General features: G+C 64.4%; 20 protein-coding genes and 1 pseudogene. 12 read left to right on the top strand and 9 right to left on the bottom strand.

Features of this window, described 5'->3' with window-relative positions; translation table 11 throughout:
* Positions 1–255, top strand: a pseudogene (locus tag RCH15_RS18330) (HNH endonuclease signature motif containing protein); the annotation flags it as partial.
* A gap of 57 nt (positions 256–312) precedes the next feature.
* Here RCH15_RS18330 and RCH15_RS18325 read toward each other — a convergent pair.
* Both RCH15_RS18325 and RCH15_RS18320 read right to left on the bottom strand, forming a co-directional pair.
* A complete protein-coding gene (locus tag RCH15_RS18325; protein ID WP_326962085.1) occupies positions 313–1,167 on the bottom strand; it encodes a 3-hydroxyacyl-CoA dehydrogenase in 855 nt (284 codons plus the stop codon).
* 26 nt (positions 1,168–1,193) lie between these two features.
* On the bottom strand, positions 1,194–1,826 hold the full coding sequence (locus RCH15_RS18320; RefSeq protein WP_326962084.1) for a TetR/AcrR family transcriptional regulator: 633 nt from the start codon (positions 1,824–1,826) through the stop codon (positions 1,194–1,196).
* Between the two features lie 69 nt (positions 1,827–1,895).
* Between RCH15_RS18320 and RCH15_RS18315 the strand changes: the two genes are divergently transcribed.
* Positions 1,896–4,301 (top strand): alpha/beta fold hydrolase, encoded by a 2,406-nt coding sequence (locus tag RCH15_RS18315; protein ID WP_326962083.1) that lies wholly within the window; start codon positions 1,896–1,898, stop codon positions 4,299–4,301.
* A 146-nt stretch (positions 4,302–4,447) separates the two neighbouring features.
* Here the strand turns inward: RCH15_RS18315 and RCH15_RS18310 are convergent, their stop codons facing one another.
* Positions 4,448–4,663, bottom strand: a complete 216-nt coding sequence (locus RCH15_RS18310) for a hypothetical protein (RefSeq protein ID WP_326962082.1) — start codon at positions 4,661–4,663, stop codon at positions 4,448–4,450.
* Between the two features lie 296 nt (positions 4,664–4,959).
* On the opposite strand from RCH15_RS18310, the gene RCH15_RS18305 reads away from it, so the two are divergent.
* Positions 4,960–6,018, top strand: a complete 1,059-nt coding sequence (locus RCH15_RS18305; protein WP_326962081.1) for a PDDEXK nuclease domain-containing protein — start codon at positions 4,960–4,962, stop codon at positions 6,016–6,018.
* A 110-nt stretch (positions 6,019–6,128) separates the two neighbouring features.
* Complete coding sequence (locus RCH15_RS18300) at positions 6,129–7,202, top strand: DNA polymerase IV (protein WP_442784516.1); 1,074 nt, start codon at positions 6,129–6,131, stop codon at positions 7,200–7,202.
* A gap of 56 nt (positions 7,203–7,258) precedes the next feature.
* On the opposite strand, the gene RCH15_RS18295 is transcribed toward RCH15_RS18300, so the two are convergent.
* From RCH15_RS18295 to RCH15_RS18285, 3 genes are all read right to left on the bottom strand, one after another.
* Complete coding sequence (locus tag RCH15_RS18295; RefSeq protein ID WP_326962080.1) at positions 7,259–7,636, bottom strand: DUF7793 family protein; 378 nt, start codon at positions 7,634–7,636, stop codon at positions 7,259–7,261.
* A gap of 133 nt (positions 7,637–7,769) precedes the next feature.
* Positions 7,770–8,159 (bottom strand): DUF6221 family protein, encoded by a 390-nt coding sequence (locus tag RCH15_RS18290; RefSeq protein ID WP_326962079.1) that lies wholly within the window; start codon positions 8,157–8,159, stop codon positions 7,770–7,772.
* A gap of 363 nt (positions 8,160–8,522) precedes the next feature.
* Positions 8,523–9,056 carry an NINE protein gene (locus RCH15_RS18285; RefSeq protein ID WP_326962078.1) on the bottom strand — a complete coding sequence of 178 codons (534 nt, stop codon included), beginning with the start codon at positions 9,054–9,056 and terminating at the stop codon, positions 8,523–8,525.
* A gap of 435 nt (positions 9,057–9,491) precedes the next feature.
* Here RCH15_RS18285 and RCH15_RS18280 point away from each other — a divergent pair, with 435 nt between their 5' ends.
* From RCH15_RS18280 to RCH15_RS18250, 7 genes are all read left to right on the top strand, one after another.
* On the top strand, positions 9,492–11,105 hold the full coding sequence (locus RCH15_RS18280) for a phospholipase D family protein (protein WP_326962077.1): 1,614 nt from the start codon (positions 9,492–9,494) through the stop codon (positions 11,103–11,105).
* A 452-nt stretch (positions 11,106–11,557) separates the two neighbouring features.
* On the top strand, positions 11,558–11,998 hold the full coding sequence (locus tag RCH15_RS18275; protein ID WP_326962076.1) for a hypothetical protein: 441 nt from the start codon (positions 11,558–11,560) through the stop codon (positions 11,996–11,998).
* A gap of 87 nt (positions 11,999–12,085) precedes the next feature.
* Positions 12,086–12,571, top strand: a complete 486-nt coding sequence (locus tag RCH15_RS18270; RefSeq protein ID WP_326962075.1) for a hypothetical protein — start codon at positions 12,086–12,088, stop codon at positions 12,569–12,571.
* Positions 12,568–13,530, top strand: a complete 963-nt coding sequence (locus RCH15_RS18265; protein WP_326962074.1) for a hypothetical protein — start codon at positions 12,568–12,570, stop codon at positions 13,528–13,530. Before RCH15_RS18270 ends, RCH15_RS18265 begins: the two co-directional genes overlap by 4 nt.
* Positions 13,527–14,369, top strand: coding sequence for an oxygenase MpaB family protein (locus tag RCH15_RS18260; RefSeq protein WP_326962073.1), 843 nt, complete (start codon positions 13,527–13,529; stop codon positions 14,367–14,369). The genes RCH15_RS18265 and RCH15_RS18260 overlap by 4 nt, the downstream gene beginning before the upstream one ends.
* A 126-nt stretch (positions 14,370–14,495) precedes the next feature.
* On the top strand, positions 14,496–15,470 hold the full coding sequence (locus tag RCH15_RS18255) for an aldo/keto reductase (protein WP_326962072.1): 975 nt from the start codon (positions 14,496–14,498) through the stop codon (positions 15,468–15,470).
* Between the two features lie 219 nt (positions 15,471–15,689).
* Positions 15,690–16,460: a dienelactone hydrolase family protein gene (locus RCH15_RS18250; RefSeq protein WP_409016976.1), complete on the top strand. Its 771-nt coding sequence runs from the start codon at positions 15,690–15,692 to the stop codon at positions 16,458–16,460.
* An 84-nt stretch (positions 16,461–16,544) separates the two neighbouring features.
* Here RCH15_RS18250 and RCH15_RS18245 read toward each other — a convergent pair whose 3' ends face one another.
* Both RCH15_RS18245 and RCH15_RS18240 read right to left on the bottom strand, forming a co-directional pair.
* Positions 16,545–17,303, bottom strand: coding sequence for an SDR family NAD(P)-dependent oxidoreductase (locus RCH15_RS18245; RefSeq protein WP_326962071.1), 759 nt, complete (start codon positions 17,301–17,303; stop codon positions 16,545–16,547).
* Positions 17,304–18,115: 812 nt separating this feature from the next.
* Positions 18,116–18,694 carry a hypothetical protein gene (locus RCH15_RS18240; RefSeq protein ID WP_326962070.1) on the bottom strand — a complete coding sequence of 193 codons (579 nt, stop codon included), beginning with the start codon at positions 18,692–18,694 and terminating at the stop codon, positions 18,116–18,118.
* Positions 18,695–18,724: 30 nt separating this feature from the next.
* Here RCH15_RS18240 and RCH15_RS18235 point away from each other — a divergent pair, with 30 nt between their 5' ends.
* A complete protein-coding gene (locus RCH15_RS18235) occupies positions 18,725–19,012 on the top strand; it encodes a hypothetical protein (protein ID WP_326962069.1) in 288 nt (95 codons plus the stop codon).
* Between the two features lie 226 nt (positions 19,013–19,238).
* Here the strand turns inward: RCH15_RS18235 and RCH15_RS18230 are convergent, their stop codons facing one another.
* The gene (locus tag RCH15_RS18230) at positions 19,239–19,622 is read right to left on the bottom strand and encodes a hypothetical protein (protein ID WP_326962068.1); all 384 of its coding nucleotides are present in this window, start codon (positions 19,620–19,622) and stop codon (positions 19,239–19,241) included.
* Positions 19,623–20,119 lie beyond the last annotated feature (497 nt).

Here is a 20,119-nt window from a genome sequence, read left to right as displayed (position 1 = left end):
ACCGGGGCCAGCAAAGACCACCCACCCGGATGGACCTCACCGATGGGACGGCGGTACCCCAGCGAATCCCAGGACTGGGAACCACCACGATGGCCCGGGCCCGTCCTGACCCAGGACCTGATATTCGACGTCGAACCTCCCCCGGACCAAGAACCTGAGTTCGATCCGGATCTAACTCCCGACGACGCCACCGGCCAGGATTTCGATCTTGACCTGCCCGAAGGCCCTTTCCCGGACTTGTTTTCGGCTGCGTAGACGCGCCGCTCAGTTCCCGGCCCCTCCCGCCCGGTGGCGGGGACTGAGCGGGCGGGCTCAGTATTTGTAAAAGCCCTCGCCCGTGGTGACGCCAAGCTTGCCCTGGTCGATGTAGTTGTCCTTCAGGTACGCGGCGAACGCTTGGGACCCGGCATCCCGGGAGGATGCGGCGATGTTGTAGGCGGTACCGAGCCCTACGACGTCGTAGATCTGGAACGGTCCGCTCGGCGCCCCCGTGGCGATGCGCCACGTTTTGTCGATCGTCTCCGGGCTGGCAATGCCCTGCAGCAGCAGGCCGGCTGCCGCGTTCAGGAGCGGGACCAGGAGTGAGTTCAGCACGTATCCCGCCTTCTCCTTTTTGATCTCGATGGGCTCCAGCCCGCTGTTTCGGGCGAACTCGACGACGGCGTCGAACACCGCCGGATCGGTGTCGGCGGTGCCCATAACTTCGGCAATGTTCTGCGCCCAGATGTTGTTGGCGTAGTGGATGGCGAGGAAGCGATCGGGCCGGCCGGTGGAGTCCTTCAGGTCGCTGGGCAGCAGGGTAGAGGAGTTCGTGGCGAAGATGGTCTTGGCGGGGGCCAGGTCCGCGAGCTTGCGGTACGTGTCCTGCTTGAGCGCCAGCAGCTCGGGCACGGCTTCGATCACGAGGTCGGCGTCGGCGACGGCGGCGCCCAGGTCCGCAGTGAGGTGCAGGTTGGCGAGGGCTGCTTCCGTCTTGCCTTCGTCGGCGCCGGCAACTTGTGTCCGGTAAATACCGGCGAGCTGGGCAAAACGGGCCCTGGCCTTGTCCAGGGCTGCGTCGTCAATGTCATAGGCCGTGACGGCGAAACCATGGAAAGCTGCCTGGTAGGCGATCTGGGATCCAAGCACTCCGGTTCCGAGCACAGTCAGCGTTTTGATGTCGGTCATCTGCGTTTTTCCTTTCGACGCGGGCGCTAGGGGCGGCCGGGGTTGACGGACCCGTAAATACTGCGGATCCAAATGGTTGATAACACGTCCAATGCGCGGGATTCCGCGATGGCGGGACTTTCCTGGTTCAGGACCGCGGTGATCACCCGCTCATTCATCAGGTTCAGGCTCACTGCGAGGTCGTGCGGGTCGATGCCGGCGGGGGCGGCACCCCGGGCCTGTTCGGCCCGTATGACGTCGGTGGAGAAGTCGGCCCAGGATTGCATGGATTTGGACCAAAGCGCCCGCACCTCATCGTTGCGGGCGCGTGCTGCGATAGCCGCGGTGGCGACGCCGCGGTGGGCCACGAATACGTCGACGAACATGCCGATGGACCGTGTCCACGCCCCTGCAGGATCACTGTCGAAGTCGCGCGGCAGGTCACCCACCCCGTGTTCCACCTCGGTGATCACCCGGTCCAGAAGCGCCAGCAGCACCTCGTCCTTGGAGGCGAAATAAAAGTAGAAGGTGGGGCGCGAGATGCCGGCGCCCCGGGCCAGGTCCTCGATGGATATGTCGTCGAAGCCACGCTCGCCTAGAAGCGCCTCGGCCGTGACAAGAATGGCGTCCTGGCGCTCGTCCCCCGAGACCCGTGCTGTGCGTCTACCTCGTTGAGCCATGCGCCCATCCTAGCGCGCACTTTCAACGCTGTGTTGACTCTGTCAACTCCATGTCGATAACTTGGCTACATGAGCGAACACGTGGATGTGTTAATTGTCGGTGCAGGGCTGAGCGGGATTGGTTTCGCCAGCCGGCTCAAACGCGATCTGCCCGAAAAGAGCTTCGCGATTCTTGAATCCCGCGGCGCGGTGGGAGGCACCTGGGATCTGTTCCGCTACCCGGGCATCCGCTCGGATAGCGACATGTATACCCTCGGCTACTCGTTCCGGCCCTGGGCCGGCGCCAAGGCCATCGCCGACGGCGACTCAATCCGCGATTACATCGAGGCAACGGTTGCGGACGAAGGCCTGGAATCCCGAATCCGGCTCAATCACCGGGTGATATCGGCCGAATGGTCCAGCGGCACCGCATTGTGGACGGTCACGGCCCTCCGCACGTCCGGCGGCGAATACCGGCAGGACGATCCGGCGTCGACCGCCGAGACGGTCACCTTCACCTGCTCCTTCCTGTCCGTCTGCTCCGGTTATTACCGCTACGACGAAGGCTTCACCCCGGTCATCGAGGGTGCTGACAGCTTCGCGGGAACCATCGTGCACCCGCAGCACTGGCCTGCCGATCTGGACTACGAGGGCAAGCAGGTGGTGATCATCGGCAGCGGTGCCACTGCAGTGACGCTGGTGCCGTCAATGGCGAAGACCGCGGCCAAGGTCACCATGCTGCAGCGCTCCCCCACCTACATCGCGCCCGTGCCGTCCCGGGACCACCTCGCCGACCGGCTCCGCGGCAAGCTGCCCGCGCAACTGGCGTACGACGTCGTACGGGCCAAGAACATCCTCTTCTCCATGTTCACGTACCAGCTCAGCCGACGCCGGCCCGAGACGATGAAGGCTATCCTCCGTAAATCCGCCATCGCCAAGCTCCCGGCGGGCTTTGCGGTCGATACACACCTGACGCCCTCGTACGAGCCGTGGGACCAGCGGCTGTGCGCGATCCCCAACGGGGACCTTTACCGCGCCATCAGTGCGGGCACCGCCGGCATCGTGACCGACGGCATCTCGCGGATCACCCCGGGCGGGATTGACCTGGTCTCGGGCGAATCCATTCCGGCCGACGTGATCGTCACGGCGACAGGGCTGAATCTGCTGGTGATTGGCGGGATGACGCTGTCCGTCGACGGCGAGCCCGTGGACGTAGGCAAGACCCTGACCTACAAGGGCATGATGCTGGAGGGCGTTCCCAATTTCGCGCTCACCATCGGCTACACCAACGCGTCCTGGACCCTGAAGGCGGATCTGGTGGCGGGATACATCTGCCGGGTGCTGAAGTACCTGGACCGCAGGAACCTGCAATGGGTGGCACCCAAGGCACCCGCCGGTGTTGAGGACGCTGGGCTGACGTCGCTGATCGATCTTAAAGCCGGCTACATCCTGCGCGACGCCGACCGCCTGCCCCGGCAGGGCGCGGGCTCACCGTGGCGTCTGCACCAGAACTATGTGCGTGACTTTGCCCTGCTCAGGGCCGGCAGGCTGACCGACCACGTCCGGTTCGGACGGCGGGGCCAGCGCGTGCAGGCATCCGGGCAACGTGCGACGGCGGCCTTGGATCCACTCGATCTCCCCGGCACCGGATTCATCAACGCTGCGGGCACTCGCCTGCGCTACCGGAAGACCGGCTCCGGGGACCCCGTGCTGCTTCTGCACGGCATCGGCCAGAGCCTTGAGGACTGGAACGAACAGCACGACCGGCTCTCAGGGCACCACACGGTCTACAGCGTGGACCTTCCCGGGTTTGCGTACTCCGGCCGGGTCCCCGGACCGGCAACATTGGCGAAACTCGCGGACATCCTGCCTGCGTTCCTCGACGCGGTGGGAGTGCAGGGGCCACTCCCGGTGATGGGCAACTCGCTGGGCGGCGCTGTGGCCATGAAGCTCGCGGCCGGCCATCCCGGCCGCGTGTCGGCCCTGGTGCTGGCGAACAGCGCCGGCTTCGGCAAGGAGGTGGCCCTGGTGCTGCGACTGCTCGCGGTCAGGCCGCTCGCGGCAGTCCTGATGCGACCCGGGGCGTCAGCTTCGCGCCGCACAGTCCAGTCGATCTTCTACACCAAGGAGCTGGTGACCGAAGCCCGGGTGGACCAGGCACTCGCGCTCTCGCTACGGGCTGCGCACCGTCAGACGGTCGTCGACATCGCCCACGATCTGGGTACCATCTCCGGCATCAGGGCGGAATGGCGGACGGAACTCGTCGAGGCACTGGCGTCGCTGGACGTTCCCATCCTCGTGGTGTGGGGCGACCACGACCACGTCCTCCCGTTCGCCCACCTGGCGGCGGCGACCGCGGCGCTGCCGGGCGCCGAGTCGCATGTTTTCCCGAGAACGGGGCACATGCCGCAGATAGAACGGCCCGACGAGTTCGCCGACGTCGTGGAGGACTTCCTCTCGCGCCGCGTGGCGGGCCGCGAGGCGGCCAGCGTCTGAGGCGGGCCGTGAAGAGGATCAAAAATGCTTTCAAGAGATACTGCGCCGGCGCAGACGGGGGCGCACCTCTGCTGGAGAGGTGCGCCCCCGCCCGGAGGGTCAATGTGTCGGACTGCCGGCGTCAGAGGTAGGTGCTCTTTCCCGAATCAGGCGTGCGAGACCGCTGTCACCTTCGAACGGATGAACTCATGGTCCTCCTGGGACAGAACCGTCTCGCCGTGCTGCCCGCTGCCAAGGTCCTCACCGGCCGTCTTTGAGATAACCGCGGTGATGGTTCTGGGGAGGATCTGGCAGCCGGGGTTCTCCATCAACCACTTCTGCGTCACCGGGTCCAGGCTGTCCCAATAGTCTTTAATGTGCATCTGGCGATGCCGCCTTCCGTCTTGATCTGCGGTTCAGGGTGGAACATGGACTGGTTGAGAACGGATGTGATGCTCGCCCCAGCTCACAGGTTAAGGCCTGCCAGTGAGGAAGATTAGGGTCGAAATCCCCTACGCTCGCCGGTGCCTGGTGGGTCCTGGATACCGGCAAGCTGGATGAACCAAAGAAGCTGGCTGTGACGGCCGCCGTCGGGTGCGCCGAAGAGGCCTCTGAAGATAACGTCGGTGCCTCCGGATAGGTTCAGGAAAACGGACCGCCCGGAAAGGAACGTATTTACATGTCATCACCTGCGTCATTTGAATCAACGCCGGCGAAGTCGAGCATGCCGGAGTGGTACCCGGAGCTGCTGTCGTCTATCGCCCACCAGATCGACGGCGGCCGGTTGCGTGCGGTCGCGGCGGCCAATCAGGAACTCGTCCGGTCGTACTGGTCCATTGGGCAGGAACTTTTGGCGCGCGAATCCCGGGAGGGCTGGGGCTCAAAGGTTGTCACGCGGCTGTCCGCTGATCTCCGCGACCGGTTTCCAGAGTCACGGGGTTTCTCGCCCAGAAATTTGCGCTACATGAAGTCCTTTGCTGCCGCGTGGCCTGACAGGGCAATGTTGCAGACGGCGTCTGCAACATTGCCCTGGAGCCACCACGTGTTGCTGCTGGAGAAGCTCACCACCACGGACGAACGTCTCTGGTACATGGCTGCGGCTGTGGAGGAGGGGTGGTCCCACAACGTCCTCTCCCACCAGATCGAAACACGGCTGCACGAACGCTCCGGCTACGCCATCAACAACTTCAAGGCGACTCTCCCGCCGTCGGCCTCGGAACTGGCCCGGCAGTCTTTCAAAGACCCGTATGTCTTCGACTTTGTGGCGATGACGGGAAAACGGAATGAGCGCGAACTCGAGGGACAACTCGTGGATCACGTCGAGAACTTCCTCCTGGAACTGGGGCAGGGTTTCGCCTTCGTGGGGCGGCAGTTCCGATTGACGATCCGTGGGGACGAATTCTTCGCGGACCTGCTGTTCTACAACTTCAGGCTGCGTTGCTTTGTGGTGGTGGAACTCAAGGCCACCGCCTTCAAACCCGCGTATCTGGGCCAGATCAACATGTACATGTCAGCCGTCGACGATCTGCTGGCCCATCCGGACGACCATCCCACCATCGGACTGTTGCTGTGCAAGACCAAGAACAACGTGGTGGCTGAATACTCCCTGCGGGGGTTTTCGAAACCGATTGGGATTGCCGAATGGGAATCCGAAATCGTGGCCTCGCTCCCCGAGGAATTTGCTGCCACGTTGCCCAGCATCAGCGAACTTGAAGCCGAACTTTCGCAGGGCACGTAGGCGGAATCGAAGCCAACCGCTTCATGGAGGCGGCCGGGCCACCGTGCCCGTTTTTTGTTGAGCCGTCCAGTGCCGATGCTTGCCAGGGACGTTTAGGGCAGACTGGTGGCGTGAGCGCAATCCCATGGGTGTTGCATGTCGATCTGGACCAGTTCATCGCGGCTGTCGAAGTGCTGCGGCGGCCGGAGCTTGCGGGCAAGCCGATCATTGTCGGCGGCCGGGGCGACCCCACGGAACGGGCTGTGGTGTCCACCGCATCCTACGAAGCGAGGGCGTTTGGTGTCGGGTCCGGAATGCCGCTGCGCATCGCGGCCCGGAAAGTGCCCGACGCGGTAATCCTGCCCGTCGATCAGAAAGCGTACCTCGCGGCGTCTGAAACGGTGATGGCAACCCTGCGCGCGCAGCCCGGAGCCACTGTGCAGGTGCTCGGCTGGGATGAAGCCTTTATCGGCACCGAGACAGACAATCCGGAAGCCTACGCCCGGCAGGTGCAGGCCGCTGTCCTGGCGCAAACGCAGCTGCATTGCAGCGTGGGCATCGGCGATACCTTGGTCCGGGCCAAGGTCGCCACGGGTTTCGGCAAGCCGGCCGGCGTGTTCCGACTGACTGCCGGGAACTGGCTCGACGTCATGGGCAGCAGGCCCACGAAGGACCTGTGGGGCGTCGGCACCAAAGTGTCGGGCCGGCTCGCCAAACTCGGCATCGATACCGTCGCCGAGCTCGCAGGCTCCGACCCCCAGGACCTCATCCCGGAGTTCGGCCCCAAAATGGGTCCCTGGTACGCGGAGCTGGGACGCGGGGACGGCGCCAGCACCGTGGACGACACGCCATGGGTTGCCCGCGGACACAGCCGGGAAACCACCTTCCAGCGGGATCTGACGGAGCCCGCCCAAGTGGACGACGCCCTAAGGGAACCAACAACGCATGTACTTGAGGATGTCATGGCGGAGGGACGGCCCGTCGTCGGGCTGACCCTCAAGGTTCGGTACGCGCCGTTCTTCACCAAGACCCACGCGAGGAAGATTCCCGAAACATTCGACCGGAACGAAATACTGGACCGGGCCCTGGATCTCGCAGCCGCACTGGAAGCGGGCCGTCCCATCCGGCTCCTTGGCCTGCGGGCCGAAATGGCCATGCCCGAGGACGCCCGACAAGGACACACGCCTACGCGCGGCGGTTGGTAACGGCTCTGCCCGTCAACGGCATGTCCCCCCGTGCGGCGGACTCCGGCCTCACGATGCTAATCAGCCCGGACGAAACCTGCCAACCAGGACATCGCGGCCGTCCGGGACGTAAAAAACTCGTGCGGATAATGCGTGTGCCGGCTCGTGGCGGCAGCAATGACCCGATCGACAGCACTGGATCCGAGCACTGCGATGGCCGGCACAGCTGTGCTTTTTGCGAACTCAAACCTGGCTGCGGCGCTGAACTCGACGTCGGTCATTTCAGAAAGCATCGGCATTGGGCGCCCGCCGGTGATGCGGTCCACAGCACGCATGGCGTCCTTGGCGTCGTCTACATCCACGAAGGAACCAGGACGCCAGAAGCTTTCGAGTATCCCTCCCCGGACAGTCAGGGAGTTCTTCCCATCAGCAGCGTCAATCCGTTCCGGCATCATTTGCCTGATCCTAGGCCGGAAGGGCGACGCTGCTGGACATCAATCCCGGCGTGGCCTACACAGAATCGTTGAGTCCTCGCTCCGGTGGCTTCGTCCCCGGTTTGCCAGCCGCTCTCAGCGGTGGTTATGGACGTCACTCAGGCAAAGACTCATCGGAGACATCGCTGGGCAGCTCAGGCGACCAACCGGCGTCGTAATCCGGGTGCTCCCGGTGGGAGCCGGCAAGAATGGTCAACATGGCCCGGCGGGCGACGGCAACCGTCCCTTCCGCCTCGCCCGGATCACTGATTCCTTCGGCGTCAGCCGCTTCCTTCCAGCTGGCGATGATGGCCCGCTTACGGGCGCACTCTTCCAGCATGAGCGCACGGAGGGAGGATTGGTCCATGTTTTCGTTTTCAGGGCCAACGGATCCTCCGGGTCTGAAGGATCCTTCCCGAAGGGCTGATTCCTGCTCGGCGATGCGCGCTTCGAGAAACTCAACAATGTCCATGGCCACCATCATGACATCTGCCGTTCTGTTCACCCGGGAGGCGTCAGGGCCTGGTCATGATCGTTGCCGGTCGCACCGACGGCATCCAGGAAATGCAGCTGCTGAGCGTGGGACTCGGGCTCACTGGGAGCTGATCGCCTTCTCAGCGCCCGGGCGCACTCATTTTCTGCCCGCAGGAAATGTTGTCCAACCTGCGTAGACCCGGGTATTGACCTTCGATGCGCGGGCGACAAGCCCGGAATCCATCTGGAGTCCTCAGACGGGTCGGCATTCTGAACAGCAGAAGAGCGGCCGGACGAATCCGGCCGCCCTTCTGGATGGTGGGTGCTACTGAGTGTTCACCACATGTCAAAGAATCAGATCGTACGCGTGGTCGTGGATGCAGTTTGGTGGGGGTTAGTCGCGCAACGGAATACCGTGTGCGTCAGCGCGGAAGTAGGCTGAGCCCGCAATGATCATGATGCCTTCGACAACGCCCCACAGCCCGACGAGGCCGAAGGTGAAGACGCCCAGAACGATCGTCAGGACGAGCTGAATGACCGCGATCTTGGTGAAGCCCAGATAGAAGCGGTGAATTCCGAGACCGCCAAGAAAAATTCCCAAGAGCCCCGCGACGATCTTCGATTTCGGCTGTGGATACCCGTAGGCCGGGTTTGGCATCGGCGGCCCCGGCCGGTACTGCTGGGGCGACGGCGGATACCCCTGATACGGCTGCTGACCCCCGTACGGCTGCTGCGGGCCGGCCGGGTAGCCCGGCTGCTGACCCCCGTACGGCTGCTGCGGGCCGGCCGGGTAGCCCGCCTGCTGACCCCCGTACGGCTGCTGCGGGCCGGCCGGGTAGCCCGCCTGCTGACCTTGCTTCGGCGGTTCCGCGGGTGAATAGTAGCCTTCCGGAGGAATAGCGTGAGGGTCGTGGTCGGGCTGGGTCATGATGGGGCCTTTCGATGAAGTGATGATGCAGCCCACGGCGTCAGGGCGGCAACGCCATCAACGACGGCTTTCCCCAAGAATCCACGTGCCGCCATCATTCTGGCGGAAAAGAATCTGTTTAGTACGGAGAAACGCGACGCGTGTCCAACTCGACCTGCCGCGCTTGTCGAGGTGCTCGTCGCAGGCGGCTATTCCCGGGCGTCATTTCGCCATGGTTGGGCAATATAAGTCAAGTCACGGCGGCCGTCTTGGACACTGTCGCCCCAAGTACTGCAGTACACGGATCGACCAGCAGACCGGACTGTTAACACGGCTCGGCGATCCGCCGGTACCGGGCGTTTGTGGCCCGGCAGACGTCATAGGCCAGCACGGTCGTAGGCTACTTTGGAGAACGGACACTAACGGCCTGTCCTCGGGCCCCGAAAGTAGGATTCAGTGGACACTGACGCTGGTAAGTGGTTTCTAAGTCGCGCTGAGCGGGGAAATCCGGCCACAAACGTGCAAACCGGGGGCGCCGGGGCCCCGCCGTGGTCGGAGGGCAACCTCGTCCGGCCACTGATTCACGGCGCTGCGTATTTCGCCCGGCTGCATGAGGAGCTGACGGTGCTGAAGGCCGGCGACCGTGTGTGGTTTACCGACTGGCGCGGAGATGCCGACGAGCTGCTGCTGCCGAATGGCCCATCGATCGGCGACTTGCTTGCGGGGGTGGCCCGTGCGGGAGTGGAAGTGCGGGGCCTGGTCTGGCGATCCCACGGAGAACGCGTTTCTGCCCCGATCAGCGGACGATCCAACGAGCTCCTCAGCCGGCAGATCAACGACGCCGGCGGAGAGGTGCTGCTGGATCAGCGTGTACGCCTGTTCGGTTCCCATCATCAGAAACTTTTTGTCATCCGCCGTCGTGACGATCCCTCGCAGGACGTCGCTTTCGTTGGCGGGCTCGATTTGAGCCACAGCCGTCGGGACGACGCCGAGCACGCGGGGGACCCGCAAGCGGTGACCATGGACCCCCGGTACGGGAAGCGTCCCCCTTGGCACGATGCCGCCCTCGAACTCCGCGGCCCCGTGGTGGCGGATGTGCTGGCGGTGTTCGCCGAGCGGTGGAACGACCCCCACCCCCTGGACCGACGTACTCCGTACCGGATGCTGCTGCAGCGTCTCGCCCGAATGCCCCGGCACCCTGAGCCGCTCCCGGCCACTGCGCCGCCGCCGCCGCCGGCCGGCCCGCATGCCGTGCAACTACTGCGCACCTACGGGATGAAACATCCCCCGTTCCCGTTCGCACCCGAGGGCGAGCGCAGCGTCGCCCGCGGATACGCGAAAGCCTTCGCCCGCGCCCGCTCGCTGATCTATATCGAGGACCAGTACCTGTGGTCGACAGAGGTGGCAGCCGGCATCGCTGAAGCCCTCGAACGGAATCCTGAACTGAGGGTGATCGCCGTTGTCCCCCGGTACCCTGACTCTGATGGGCCTCTCGCCGGACCGCCCAGCCGCATCGGGCAACTGCGTGCCATCAAGATGCTGCACCGGGTGGCACCCGGCAGGGTCGGCGTCTTCGACCTGGAGAACCGCTCAGGAACGCCGATCTACGTCCACGCCAAGGTCTGCATCATCGACGACACCTGGTTTACCTGCGGTTCGGACAATTTCAACCGCCGCTCCTGGACCACTGACAGCGAGCTCACCTGCGCCGTATTCGACACCACTGCCGACAGCCAGGAACCACCCGGCGCGGACACGGGCCACGGGGGCTCCCGGCCGTTGGCCCACGGGCTCCGGCTCCAACTCTGGGCCGAACATCTGGGTCTGAACCAGGACGATCCGCGGCTCCAGGACCCGGCGCAGGGGCTTGAACTCTGGAACGCCACCGCCGACGCTCTCGACCGATGGCATGCCACCGGCCGCAGCTCGCCCCGCCCCGCTGGACACGCGCGGCACCACACTCCGGAGCCAGTGTCAGCCCGACAACGCCGGTGGGCGGTTCCCATCAGCCGCTTCATTGTTGACCCGGACGGACGGCCCCGCCGGTTGCGTGGCACTTCTGAGTTTTAGGCAGTCCGTCTGCAATCAGGGTTGCTCCGTTTCCCAGCGGTGCAGCACGGAGGCCACCAGGAGCGATCGCCGCTCTGATCCGGCGGCCGAGACGAAGGGCCCGGCAGTCCAGTTGCCGGGCCCTTCTTGGTAGCTGATAGCTTCGCCGGACCGCCCCCAATGGCTGTCCGGAGAACGCCGTCAGCTGGCTAGACCCACCCATGCCGTGAGGCGGGTTCCCCGAAGCTCCCGCGGGATCCCAGCGGCAGGCCGGCTGCGACCGTGGTTCCTCATTGCGAGCACCTGCTTCCCGGTGTGGCGCCGTCGGCGCAGAGTGGCCCGGCTCAACCGGGAGCATTTTTGGACATGTCCAAGTTCCGTCATTCGAAGAGTAGGCAAGAAAGTTAGACATGTCCAGTCAAGTGATAGAGTCGGCTTCGATCCGCAGCCCAGCAAGCCTGAAAGGAGCCGACGTGAGCACAACACCGTCGAATGACTCCCCTCCCGGCGCTGACCTCGCTCGTAAACTGAACCTCCTGCTCGACTCGGCCGAGGCCGAAGGCCACAGGATCACCTTCAATGACGTGCGCGATGCCATGGCCGACGCCGGCACTCCCATTTCGCGGGCGCGTTGGCATTACATGCGCGCCGGGACCGGCCCCGCAGTCAAGAAGGCGGATCTCCTGCGGAACCTCGCCGCCTTCTTCGGCGTCAACAGCGATTACCTGCTAACCGATCAGGAAGAACTCCCTGAACGGGTCGAAGCTCAGCTCGAGCTCCTGGCCAGCATGAAAGCGGCAAAGGTCCGCAACTACGCGGCACGTCAGCTCGACGGACTTTCCCCGGAAACCCTGCTTCAAATCAGGGACCTCATCGACGAACATCTAGCGAATCCCCCTTCAACGGACGCTTGACAGCACGTTCAGCCGCCGGGCTGATACGATCCAGCTCTGAAGGCCGGAGACCTTCAAAGACCACCCAACCACCCAAGGATTTCTCGCATGGATTACAGTGCCGCGCGTACCCGCGCCCGGGCCGCGGAGGAGCTTCTCGCTCTCCCGGAGCCGGTCTCGGTGGGCTCGATCAAGGCGCACCTCGAGGATTCCCGCGGCCGCAGGATCCTGATCGAACCGATCAAGAACACGCCGACGGATAAAGTGTGCGGGCTGTGGTTCGGCCTGGACGACGTCGACCTCATCCTCCACGCACGGGCGGCCTCGGAAATCCACCGCCAACAGATCATCCTGCACGAATTCGCCCACATGATCCTCCGCCACGACCAGGAGGAAGTTCCCCACGACAACGCCCGGGCTTTCTTCCCCGACCTCGATCCGGAACGCGTCGTGACGGCCTTGAAACGCACAGACTTCTTCGACGAGTTTGAAGTCACCGCCGAAATCCTCGCCGACAGGCTGGCAGCCAGGATCCGGAGCTCCCGGAAAGGGCCCAGCGTCCAGCCGGGCAACTTCGGTGCGGTCTTCGGATGATTCAGTTGCTCATGGCTGCAGCGCTGTTCATCCTTGCAGCTGCCCGCATCTCGGCACTCCGCCGCAATGGCCACGACACTGTCTTCCTGGCCGCCGTTTTCGCCGGGGTCTCCTCCGTGTTGATCCATCCGGCCGTCTACCTTGTCGTGGACTTCGCGGTCGGTGGCATCAATCTGACCAAACTGGCGCTGAACTCGTTCATGATCGTCGGCCTCTGGTATCTGCGGGCCGCCGTCCTGAATGCTGTCAGCCCGGCCTCCAGCTCCCGCTCCCCCTGGCTGACGCGGATGCCGCTCATCGCCGCGCTGATCCTCCAGGCCATCTTCTTCGTCCTCACCGGACCGACGACGTCGACCACTGAGTGGGGCTACCAATACCACGACCGCTTTGCCGGTGCGCTGTTCTCCATGACGATGATCGTCTTCATCGCGTGGTCCTGCGCCGAGATCGCCGGGACGTGCTTCCGATACATTCCGATGATGCGCCGATCCTTCAAGATCGGCTTCATCATGGTCGGCGCGGGCAGCCTCATCAGTACCCTCGTCATGCTGAAGATGATCCAGGAAGTGCTCGCGCTCTTCGTCACCCCACTGGCCGTCTTCGGGACCCAGAACTTCCCGTTCGCCCCGGCAGAGATGCTCGCCATCGTTCTCGTTGGGCTCGGCCTTACGATCCCCGCCCTGACGGGACGTGCGGAACGCGCACAGCGCGCCCTGCGTCTCCAGGAAACCGTCGCCAGGGTCTCTGCCATCCGGGAACGGTCACTGCAGAGTGCAGACATGGACCGCATCCTCAAAATCCCGGCACTTGCTACCCCGCAGGAGCGGCTGCACCGCATGATCGTGGAAATATGGGATGCAGAACTCGCGGCCGGGGCAGGCAAGACCGTGCTGACTCCCGAAGACCGGGAGTACGTGCTGCTGGTCGAGTCCAACTTCGCACTTGAAGGAACCCCGTGAACACTGCGCTTCATCCCACCCGGCTGGCCCGGCCGTCCGGGGATGACCTGTACGGCATCTACCGCACCATGGTCCTGTACGACTTCCAGAAAGAAATCCATGCAGGTTTCTTCGTCTCGTATTACCGCAACTTCGCGATCCCTTCCATCGCCCGGACCCTGGCATCCCGCGGTGAGCTGAAGGCCCGGCCGCTGAAGCGCTCCTACGACACCGGCATCGTCATCCACGAGATCATCGCCAACGGTTTCGACAGCGAACGCGGCCAGGCCATGACGGAGCTGCTGCGCCGGGTCCACGCCGGCGTTCCGGGCTCCGGAGAGGACTTCCTCTACGTCCTCATGACGCTCCTGGTTCTGCCGTTACGCTGGGCAGACCAGCATGGATGGCGCAAACTCACCACTCTGGAGGAAGAAGCCGCGGTCGCGTTCTACGCCGAGCTGGGCCGGCGCATGGGCCTGGACCCCGCACCGGCCACCCTCGCCGCAGCCGGCGCCTTCCTGGACGACTATGAGGAGCGCCATCTGGGGCCAAGTCCGGAAGGAACCGAGCTGCTCGGCGCCACCGTTGCTGCGCTCGAGAACCGCATCGCGAAACCCCTCCAGCCGCTGACCCCGGTCATTCTGGCCCTAATGATGGATAAGCCCAGGGTGGCGCTGGCGCTGGGCCTTAAACCCTCCCCGGTGTGGTTGAAAGCCACCTTCAATGCCGTCCTGCGGATCAGGGCGCTTCGGGCACGGCGCGCGCCGTTGCCCACCGAACCATCCTTCACCCCCGGCGGCCGGATGTCCGCCTACCCCGATGGCTACACACTGGATCAGATCGGGCCGGCGGCAAAGTAGCCACCCGCAGTGACGGCGGGATCGGCCGGAACCCTGTGTGTGCGCTCACAGTTGGCCGATCCTCACATAACGTGGGGTGAGGGCCGCAGCCGGGTCCGGGACCGTAACTTCTGACGGAGGACGAACGTGGATTACATCAAACTCGGAAATACCGGCATGGACATCTCGCCGCTGGCACTGGGATGCATGACGTATGGGGACCCGGAACGGGGCCCGCATCCCTGGACGCTGCCGGAGGACCAGAGCCGGCCGCTGATCCGCCAGGCCGTGGAGGCGGGCATCAATTTCTTTGACACTGCCAACGTGTATTCGAACGGCTCGAGCGAGGAAATCATGGGCCGGGCCCTGGCCGATTTCACCCGCCGGGAGGAAACCGTCATCGCCACGAAGGTGCACGGCGCCATGCGGCCGGGCCCCAACGGGCGGGGCCTCTCACGCAAGGCCGTCTTCGCCGAACTTGATGCCAGCCTCACCCGGCTGGCCACGGACTATGTGGATCTGTACCAGATTCACCGCTGGGACCCCGCGACGCCGATCGAGGAGACTCTGGAAGCCCTTCACGACGTCGTTAAGGCCGGCAAGGTCCGCTACATCGGCGCATCCTCGATGGCCGCCTGGCAGTTCAGCAAAGCGCTGTACCTGCAGCAATCAAACGGCTGGACCCGTTTCGTCACCATGCAGGACCACTACAACCTGGTTTACCGGGAGGAGGAACGCGAAATGTTCCCCCTCTGCGCGGACCAGAAGATCGGGGTGCTGCCTTGGAGTCCGCTGGCTCGCGGGAAGCTCACCCGGGACTGGGACGAGAAAACCAACCGCTCGGAGAAGGATGAGTTCGGTAAGACGCTCTACACCACTGAGGGTAGCGACAGGGCGGTAGCCGAAGCCGTTCGCGTCATCGCCGGGCGCCGCGGAGTGTCCCGCGCCCAGGTGGCCCTGGCATGGGTCCGCTCCAACAGCGTGGTCAGCGCGCCGATTGTCGGTGCGAGCAAGCCGGGGCACCTTCAGGACGCCGTCGCCTCGCTGGAACTGACGCTCACCCCTGAGGAGAAGACTGAGTTGGAAAACTCGTACGTCCCGCACGCGGTCGCCGGGTACTGAGGCCGTTGCCGAGTGTAACCACCCCTCCCGCCGCTTCGTGGACATGACCGCCCGAAACTTTCACGGTGGCCACGGCCGCGTCCGGGCCTACGGGTACTACCGCAAGACCGGCCGCCGGGTCAGCATCGAGTAGTCGCTGATCAAGGACAAGAAGGGCCACCTTTGGCGTCCCCGGATGCAAGACTATGGGGACACGACACCCATGACCCAGGAGTGCACATGGCCAGGAATTCGGCGAGCCGGGGCCACAGCCCGGACATGGACCGGCACAACGTAGACCTTAGCGAAGCCAGCGTCGCCGCAGGCGGATCGCCCCGGCTCCGCGGGTATTTGGCGGAGCCGGAAGGGGAGGGACCATTCCCGGCGGTGCTGATGGTCCATGAGGTCTTCGGCCTCGACGACATAACAGTCCGTCACGCCGGGCGGATGGCAGCTGCGGGGTATCTGACTTTGGCCGTGGATCTGTTCAGCGACGGAGGGGCGCGCCGCTGCCTCGTGTCGACCATGCGGTCCCTGGCGGCCGGAGAAGGGCGTGCCTTCACCGACCTGGCGACGGCCCGGCAGTGGCTGTTGGATTCGGGCCGCAGCACGGGAAAAGTCGGCGTCATCGGCTTTTGCATGGGTGGCGGCTTTGCCCTGCTGCTGGCCAATGACGGCTTCGACGCCGCGGCTGTGAACTACGGACGGCTGCCCAAGGACCCAGAATCCGCTTTGGCCGGCGCTTGCCCGATTGTTGCCAACTACGGCGCCAAGGACCGCGGTCTTCGCGGTGCAGCGGCACAGCTTTCTTCGGTACTCGAAGAACTGGGTGTTGAGCACAACGTCCGGGAATTCGAGACCGCAGGGCACGCTTTCCTGAACGATGAGGAAGCCGGGCCCAGGCCGCTGCGCCCGTTGCTTCGCGTCCTCGGCGTCGGGCCGGATCCGCAGTCGTCCCCCGAGGCCTGGCGCCGTATCGAAGACCATTTTGCCCGGCATCTGAAGGAATAGTCTTATCGAGCTCCGGCGTGACGTCGCTTTGGCGGGCGCTCCTTCAACGAACGTCACCCGGGCACAGGGTCGGCTGCCGTTTCGTCAGACGGCGGTGTAGCCCCCGTCGATCAGATAGTAGCTGCCGGTGACGAATGACGCCTCTTCAGAGAGCAGGAAACAGACGACGTGGGACACCTCCTCGGACGTCCCGAGCCGTCCGAGGGCATGCTTGTCCGCGAGGGCATCCATCACCTCCGGGGTCAGGTTGTTTTCCAGAAGCGGTGTCCTGATATACCCGGGTCCAACGGAGTTGATCCGCAGGCCTTGGAGTCCGTATTCAGCAGCGGCGTTTTTTGTGATGCCGACGACGCCGTGTTTGGCGGCGGTGTATGCTCCGTTGCCCGGGGCAGCTACGGTGCCGTGGATCGAGGCCATGTTCACAATGGCGCAGTTCCGGGCGCCGGCCTTGAGCATCTGCGGGATTTGGTAGCGCATTCCGTAGAGTACGCCGTTGAGGTTTATGCCGATAACCTTGTCCCACTCGTCCAAGTCTGTTTCGCCGGCCGGGGCGGACTTGCCTCCGATTCCGGCATTGTTGACCGCGAGGTGCAAGCCACCATAGGTATCGACGGCGTAACGTACCGCCATCTCGGAATCCTCCTTCTTAGCGGTGTCCTGCTGAACCGCTGAAGCAATCCCGCCTGCGTCGACAATTTCTTTGACGACGCGCTGTGCGGCATCGAGATTGATGTCTGTGACGACCACGCTCGCGCCTTTGCCAGCGAGCTCCTTACTGATCGCTTCGCCGAGGCCTGAGCCTCCCCCGGTAATGAGCGCCACTTTGTCCGTGAACTGAGCCATCTTGTTCCCCTCGGGTCCACACCGTAGAGAGTCTGCGGTGACCACGGTTCACGCTACCGTTCCGCCCTTGCCCGGGGAAGCCCGAGCGCGGCAAAGCAAACCGGCAGCCAAGCGATTCAGGACGGCGTCACCTGCTGTCGCTCACCCGCAAGACTGGGCGCTTCCCCCGAAACCTTCACCATCAACGCCCCCGGACGCGGTAGCTTTTCGGTTAGGCCGACGTTCAAGCCCCCGGGGCCCTGCGACGGACAGCACTGGACCCACAGCCGGCCGCGCCAGCGGACGCCCGCCAACTGGTTGGAGCGCAGCGGAAATCAGAGCCCTTGATATGGTGGGCCGGCCTTTGCCGGTTGCAGAGACTAGTGAACAGACAGGGCGCCGATGGTTGAGAGATTATGGTCATATTGGCCGATAGGCCTCTGGGTGCCCGGCGTCCTCGTCCTCGTGTACCTCGTCTTCCGCAAAGCGGATCTGCGTCGGGTCTTCGTCATCTCTTTGCTGGGTTTTGCCGTGATTTGCGCCCTGTCCTGGTGGGCCTATGCCGCTCAGTCGGATCTACCCGTCAGGACAGAAGGCACAGCCCTCGGCACCCGGACGACCGAGGTCAACACCAGCCTGTCTGCGTTGTTCGGACTGCTCTTCAGCTTCTACGGCTTCATCGGAACGGCTGCCATCTGGGCTGTCCACGAAGTGGTCCGCCGGGTTGCCCGACGACGGACGTCCATGTCTGCTCGGAAGCATGAAGATCGAGGGGAGAAAAGTTCTGGCCCGACTCGGTCGAGGCGGAACTAGGTGTTGGTTGCAGCTGGCCTTTACACCCCCGGGGGAACCGGCCGGTTCGGTCGGTCCTGGTCGTTCTTGTCCGGAGTTTCCGGCACGATGCTCTGCAGGAGCGCGTCGTGCGCCTTTTGTAAGGTCTCGGCCCGGGCCTCGGCCGCGGCCACCCTGGCCACCGCATGGGCTGCGGTGTTGCTGACCTGGTGTTCGGCGGCGCGCGCCTGCTCCAGTTGCTCCTGGATTGCCGCAGCATGGGTATCGAGTGTGGTGAACCGGGCGGTGAGTTCGGTGACGGCGGCATCTTTCTCGGCGGTGACCTTGTCCAGGTCAGCGAAGAGTTCGGAGATCTCCAGGCCCAGGTCGTTCTTCTCCTGCGCCCAGACCGCTGCCGGCGTCGCGGCGAGACGGCCGCCCGCACCGTCGAGACGGTAGGCCGGCGCTCGGCACTGATCTGCTCCGCAGCAGCAAACACTCGGTCTCTCAGACTCACCGCCACGGCGACAACCTCCTATTACCTGGCAATACCGCCGCCAACCTCGCCTGCCCCCTTGGGTCCGTCCGCAGCCCGGGAGCTCGGGGACGGTGGCCGGGGCGTCCACGGGGCTGCCCTCCACGCCGCCGTATCTGGGGTTGGTCGCGGCAGGATGGGCTTCATTACGGACAGGCGTGTACGGCGCGCTCCGGACGCGGAATGGGTGTTGATGTACCGGCTCGGACTGAGCCGGCAGCGCATCGCCGCCCTGGTGCGCGTGCATCCCGCCGTCGTCGGGTATCACCGGGTCATCGCCCGACGTCGGGACCCGGGCCTCGAAACCGAACACCACGCCGCCGCAGCCGTGACGGCAGCCAAGGCCGGGCCCTCCCCCCGCGGACCTTGCCCGAGTGGAGGAGATCATCACCTGGATTACGGCTGGGGGCCGGTTCCCGCGTGACCGGTCAAAGGATAAGGGTGAACGGTCGATGGCGCGGTGGCTCTCGGAGCGCCGGCGGGAAGCAGCCGGCGGCACCTTGGACCCGGTATACCGGAACTTGGCGAACCGGGAGCCTCCGCGCTTGAGTCCAAAGGACTCGCGCGGGGGCTTTTGTCATACGCCCGGTGGAAACCCGGGCTGCTGCCAGCAGGTGATCACGTCGGATACGTGTCCCGACGAGTTGGTCTCAGGCGGCCGGCGCGGCGGCGCGGACTCCTGCGGCCGGCCGGCCGGGAAGCGGCGCGACGTGTTCAGGGGCCATGTGCGGGATTAGTTGCAGAGCTCCGGCAGGTGCTTCGAGCACGGCGAGCGGGAGTTCGCGGTGGATAAGGTAATCGCACGCTGCCGGGCCGGTCATTCTTACGCCCGGGCACTTGCTCCCATGGTGCTCGAGGCGGACATCGGCTGCGCGCAAACCTGCTCTGAACGCCCTGCCACCAACGGGTGCAAACCGTTCGAGCCCGCACCAGCTCAGGTACAAGCCATACACTTCCTCCACGCCCAGACCATCCCCGTCAGGGTCCGGAGCGAGGCATTCATGGAGGAAGTCGTCCAATGGTGTCTTCGTCATCGTGTTCTCCTGCATCCTGGCGGCATCGCCGCCCAAATGAAACAGCAACAGCATGAATGTGAAGCATGGCCGGCCCGGAAACGGACCTAGAACACGAAGAATCTAGGAGCACCATTTCCTCTTGTCAACCAGATCTTCGTAGGCGAACCCGGCGAACCTGTAATGCCGTGTTTTATGCCCGCGGTGCGGAGCCGCGCGGGCAGTACAACCACCCGAAACAAAGTCACAGCGCACCGTCCTGCCGGATTGTGCCCATTGGGGTCAGGCACCGCAACCATTGGTGGCAGCGGCGACAAAGCCGTCGTATTGGACAGAATTGAACAGGCCCTGGGACGGCCCACGAGGAAACCCCGTCAGCCGCGAGGACTGACGGGGTCATATTCAGTGTCCCGCAGCGCCCTCGGCTAGGGCGTGTCTCCTTATTGGCGTAGCCAGATGACGACGGCGTAGAGGACAACACCGGCACGGTAGGTCAGTGCGAGTTTGTCGTAACGGGT

Source organism: Arthrobacter sp. MP_M4, from assembly GCF_035984855.1.
Classification (GTDB): Bacteria; Actinomycetota; Actinomycetes; order Actinomycetales; family Micrococcaceae; genus Arthrobacter.
Note: the sequence above shows the minus strand (reverse complement) of the source record. Positions and strands in the feature narration are given on the sequence as shown.

What these genes read in the sequence shown, in the direction of transcription:
- RCH15_RS18325 (WP_326962085.1), bottom strand. Translation starts at nt 1,167, where the DNA reads ATGACCGACATCAAAACGCTGACTGTGCTCGGAACCGGAGTGCTTGGA.
- RCH15_RS18320 (WP_326962084.1), bottom strand. Translation starts at nt 1,826, where the DNA reads ATGGCTCAACGAGGTAGACGCACAGCACGGGTCTCGGGGGACGAGCGC.
- RCH15_RS18315 (WP_326962083.1), top strand. Translation starts at nt 1,896, where the DNA reads ATGAGCGAACACGTGGATGTGTTAATTGTCGGTGCAGGGCTGAGCGGG.
- RCH15_RS18310 (WP_326962082.1), bottom strand. Translation starts at nt 4,663, where the DNA reads ATGCACATTAAAGACTATTGGGACAGCCTGGACCCGGTGACGCAGAAG.
- RCH15_RS18305 (WP_326962081.1), top strand. Translation starts at nt 4,960, where the DNA reads ATGTCATCACCTGCGTCATTTGAATCAACGCCGGCGAAGTCGAGCATG.
- RCH15_RS18295 (WP_326962080.1), bottom strand. Translation starts at nt 7,636, where the DNA reads ATGATGCCGGAACGGATTGACGCTGCTGATGGGAAGAACTCCCTGACT.
- RCH15_RS18285 (WP_326962078.1), bottom strand. Translation starts at nt 9,056, where the DNA reads ATGACCCAGCCCGACCACGACCCTCACGCTATTCCTCCGGAAGGCTAC.
- RCH15_RS18270 (WP_326962075.1), top strand. Translation starts at nt 12,086, where the DNA reads ATGGATTACAGTGCCGCGCGTACCCGCGCCCGGGCCGCGGAGGAGCTT.
- RCH15_RS18265 (WP_326962074.1), top strand. Translation starts at nt 12,568, where the DNA reads ATGATTCAGTTGCTCATGGCTGCAGCGCTGTTCATCCTTGCAGCTGCC.
- RCH15_RS18250 (WP_409016976.1), top strand. Translation starts at nt 15,690, where the DNA reads ATGGCCAGGAATTCGGCGAGCCGGGGCCACAGCCCGGACATGGACCGG.
- RCH15_RS18245 (WP_326962071.1), bottom strand. Translation starts at nt 17,303, where the DNA reads ATGGCTCAGTTCACGGACAAAGTGGCGCTCATTACCGGGGGAGGCTCA.
- RCH15_RS18235 (WP_326962069.1), top strand. Translation starts at nt 18,725, where the DNA reads ATGGGCTTCATTACGGACAGGCGTGTACGGCGCGCTCCGGACGCGGAA.
- RCH15_RS18230 (WP_326962068.1), bottom strand. Translation starts at nt 19,622, where the DNA reads ATGACGAAGACACCATTGGACGACTTCCTCCATGAATGCCTCGCTCCG.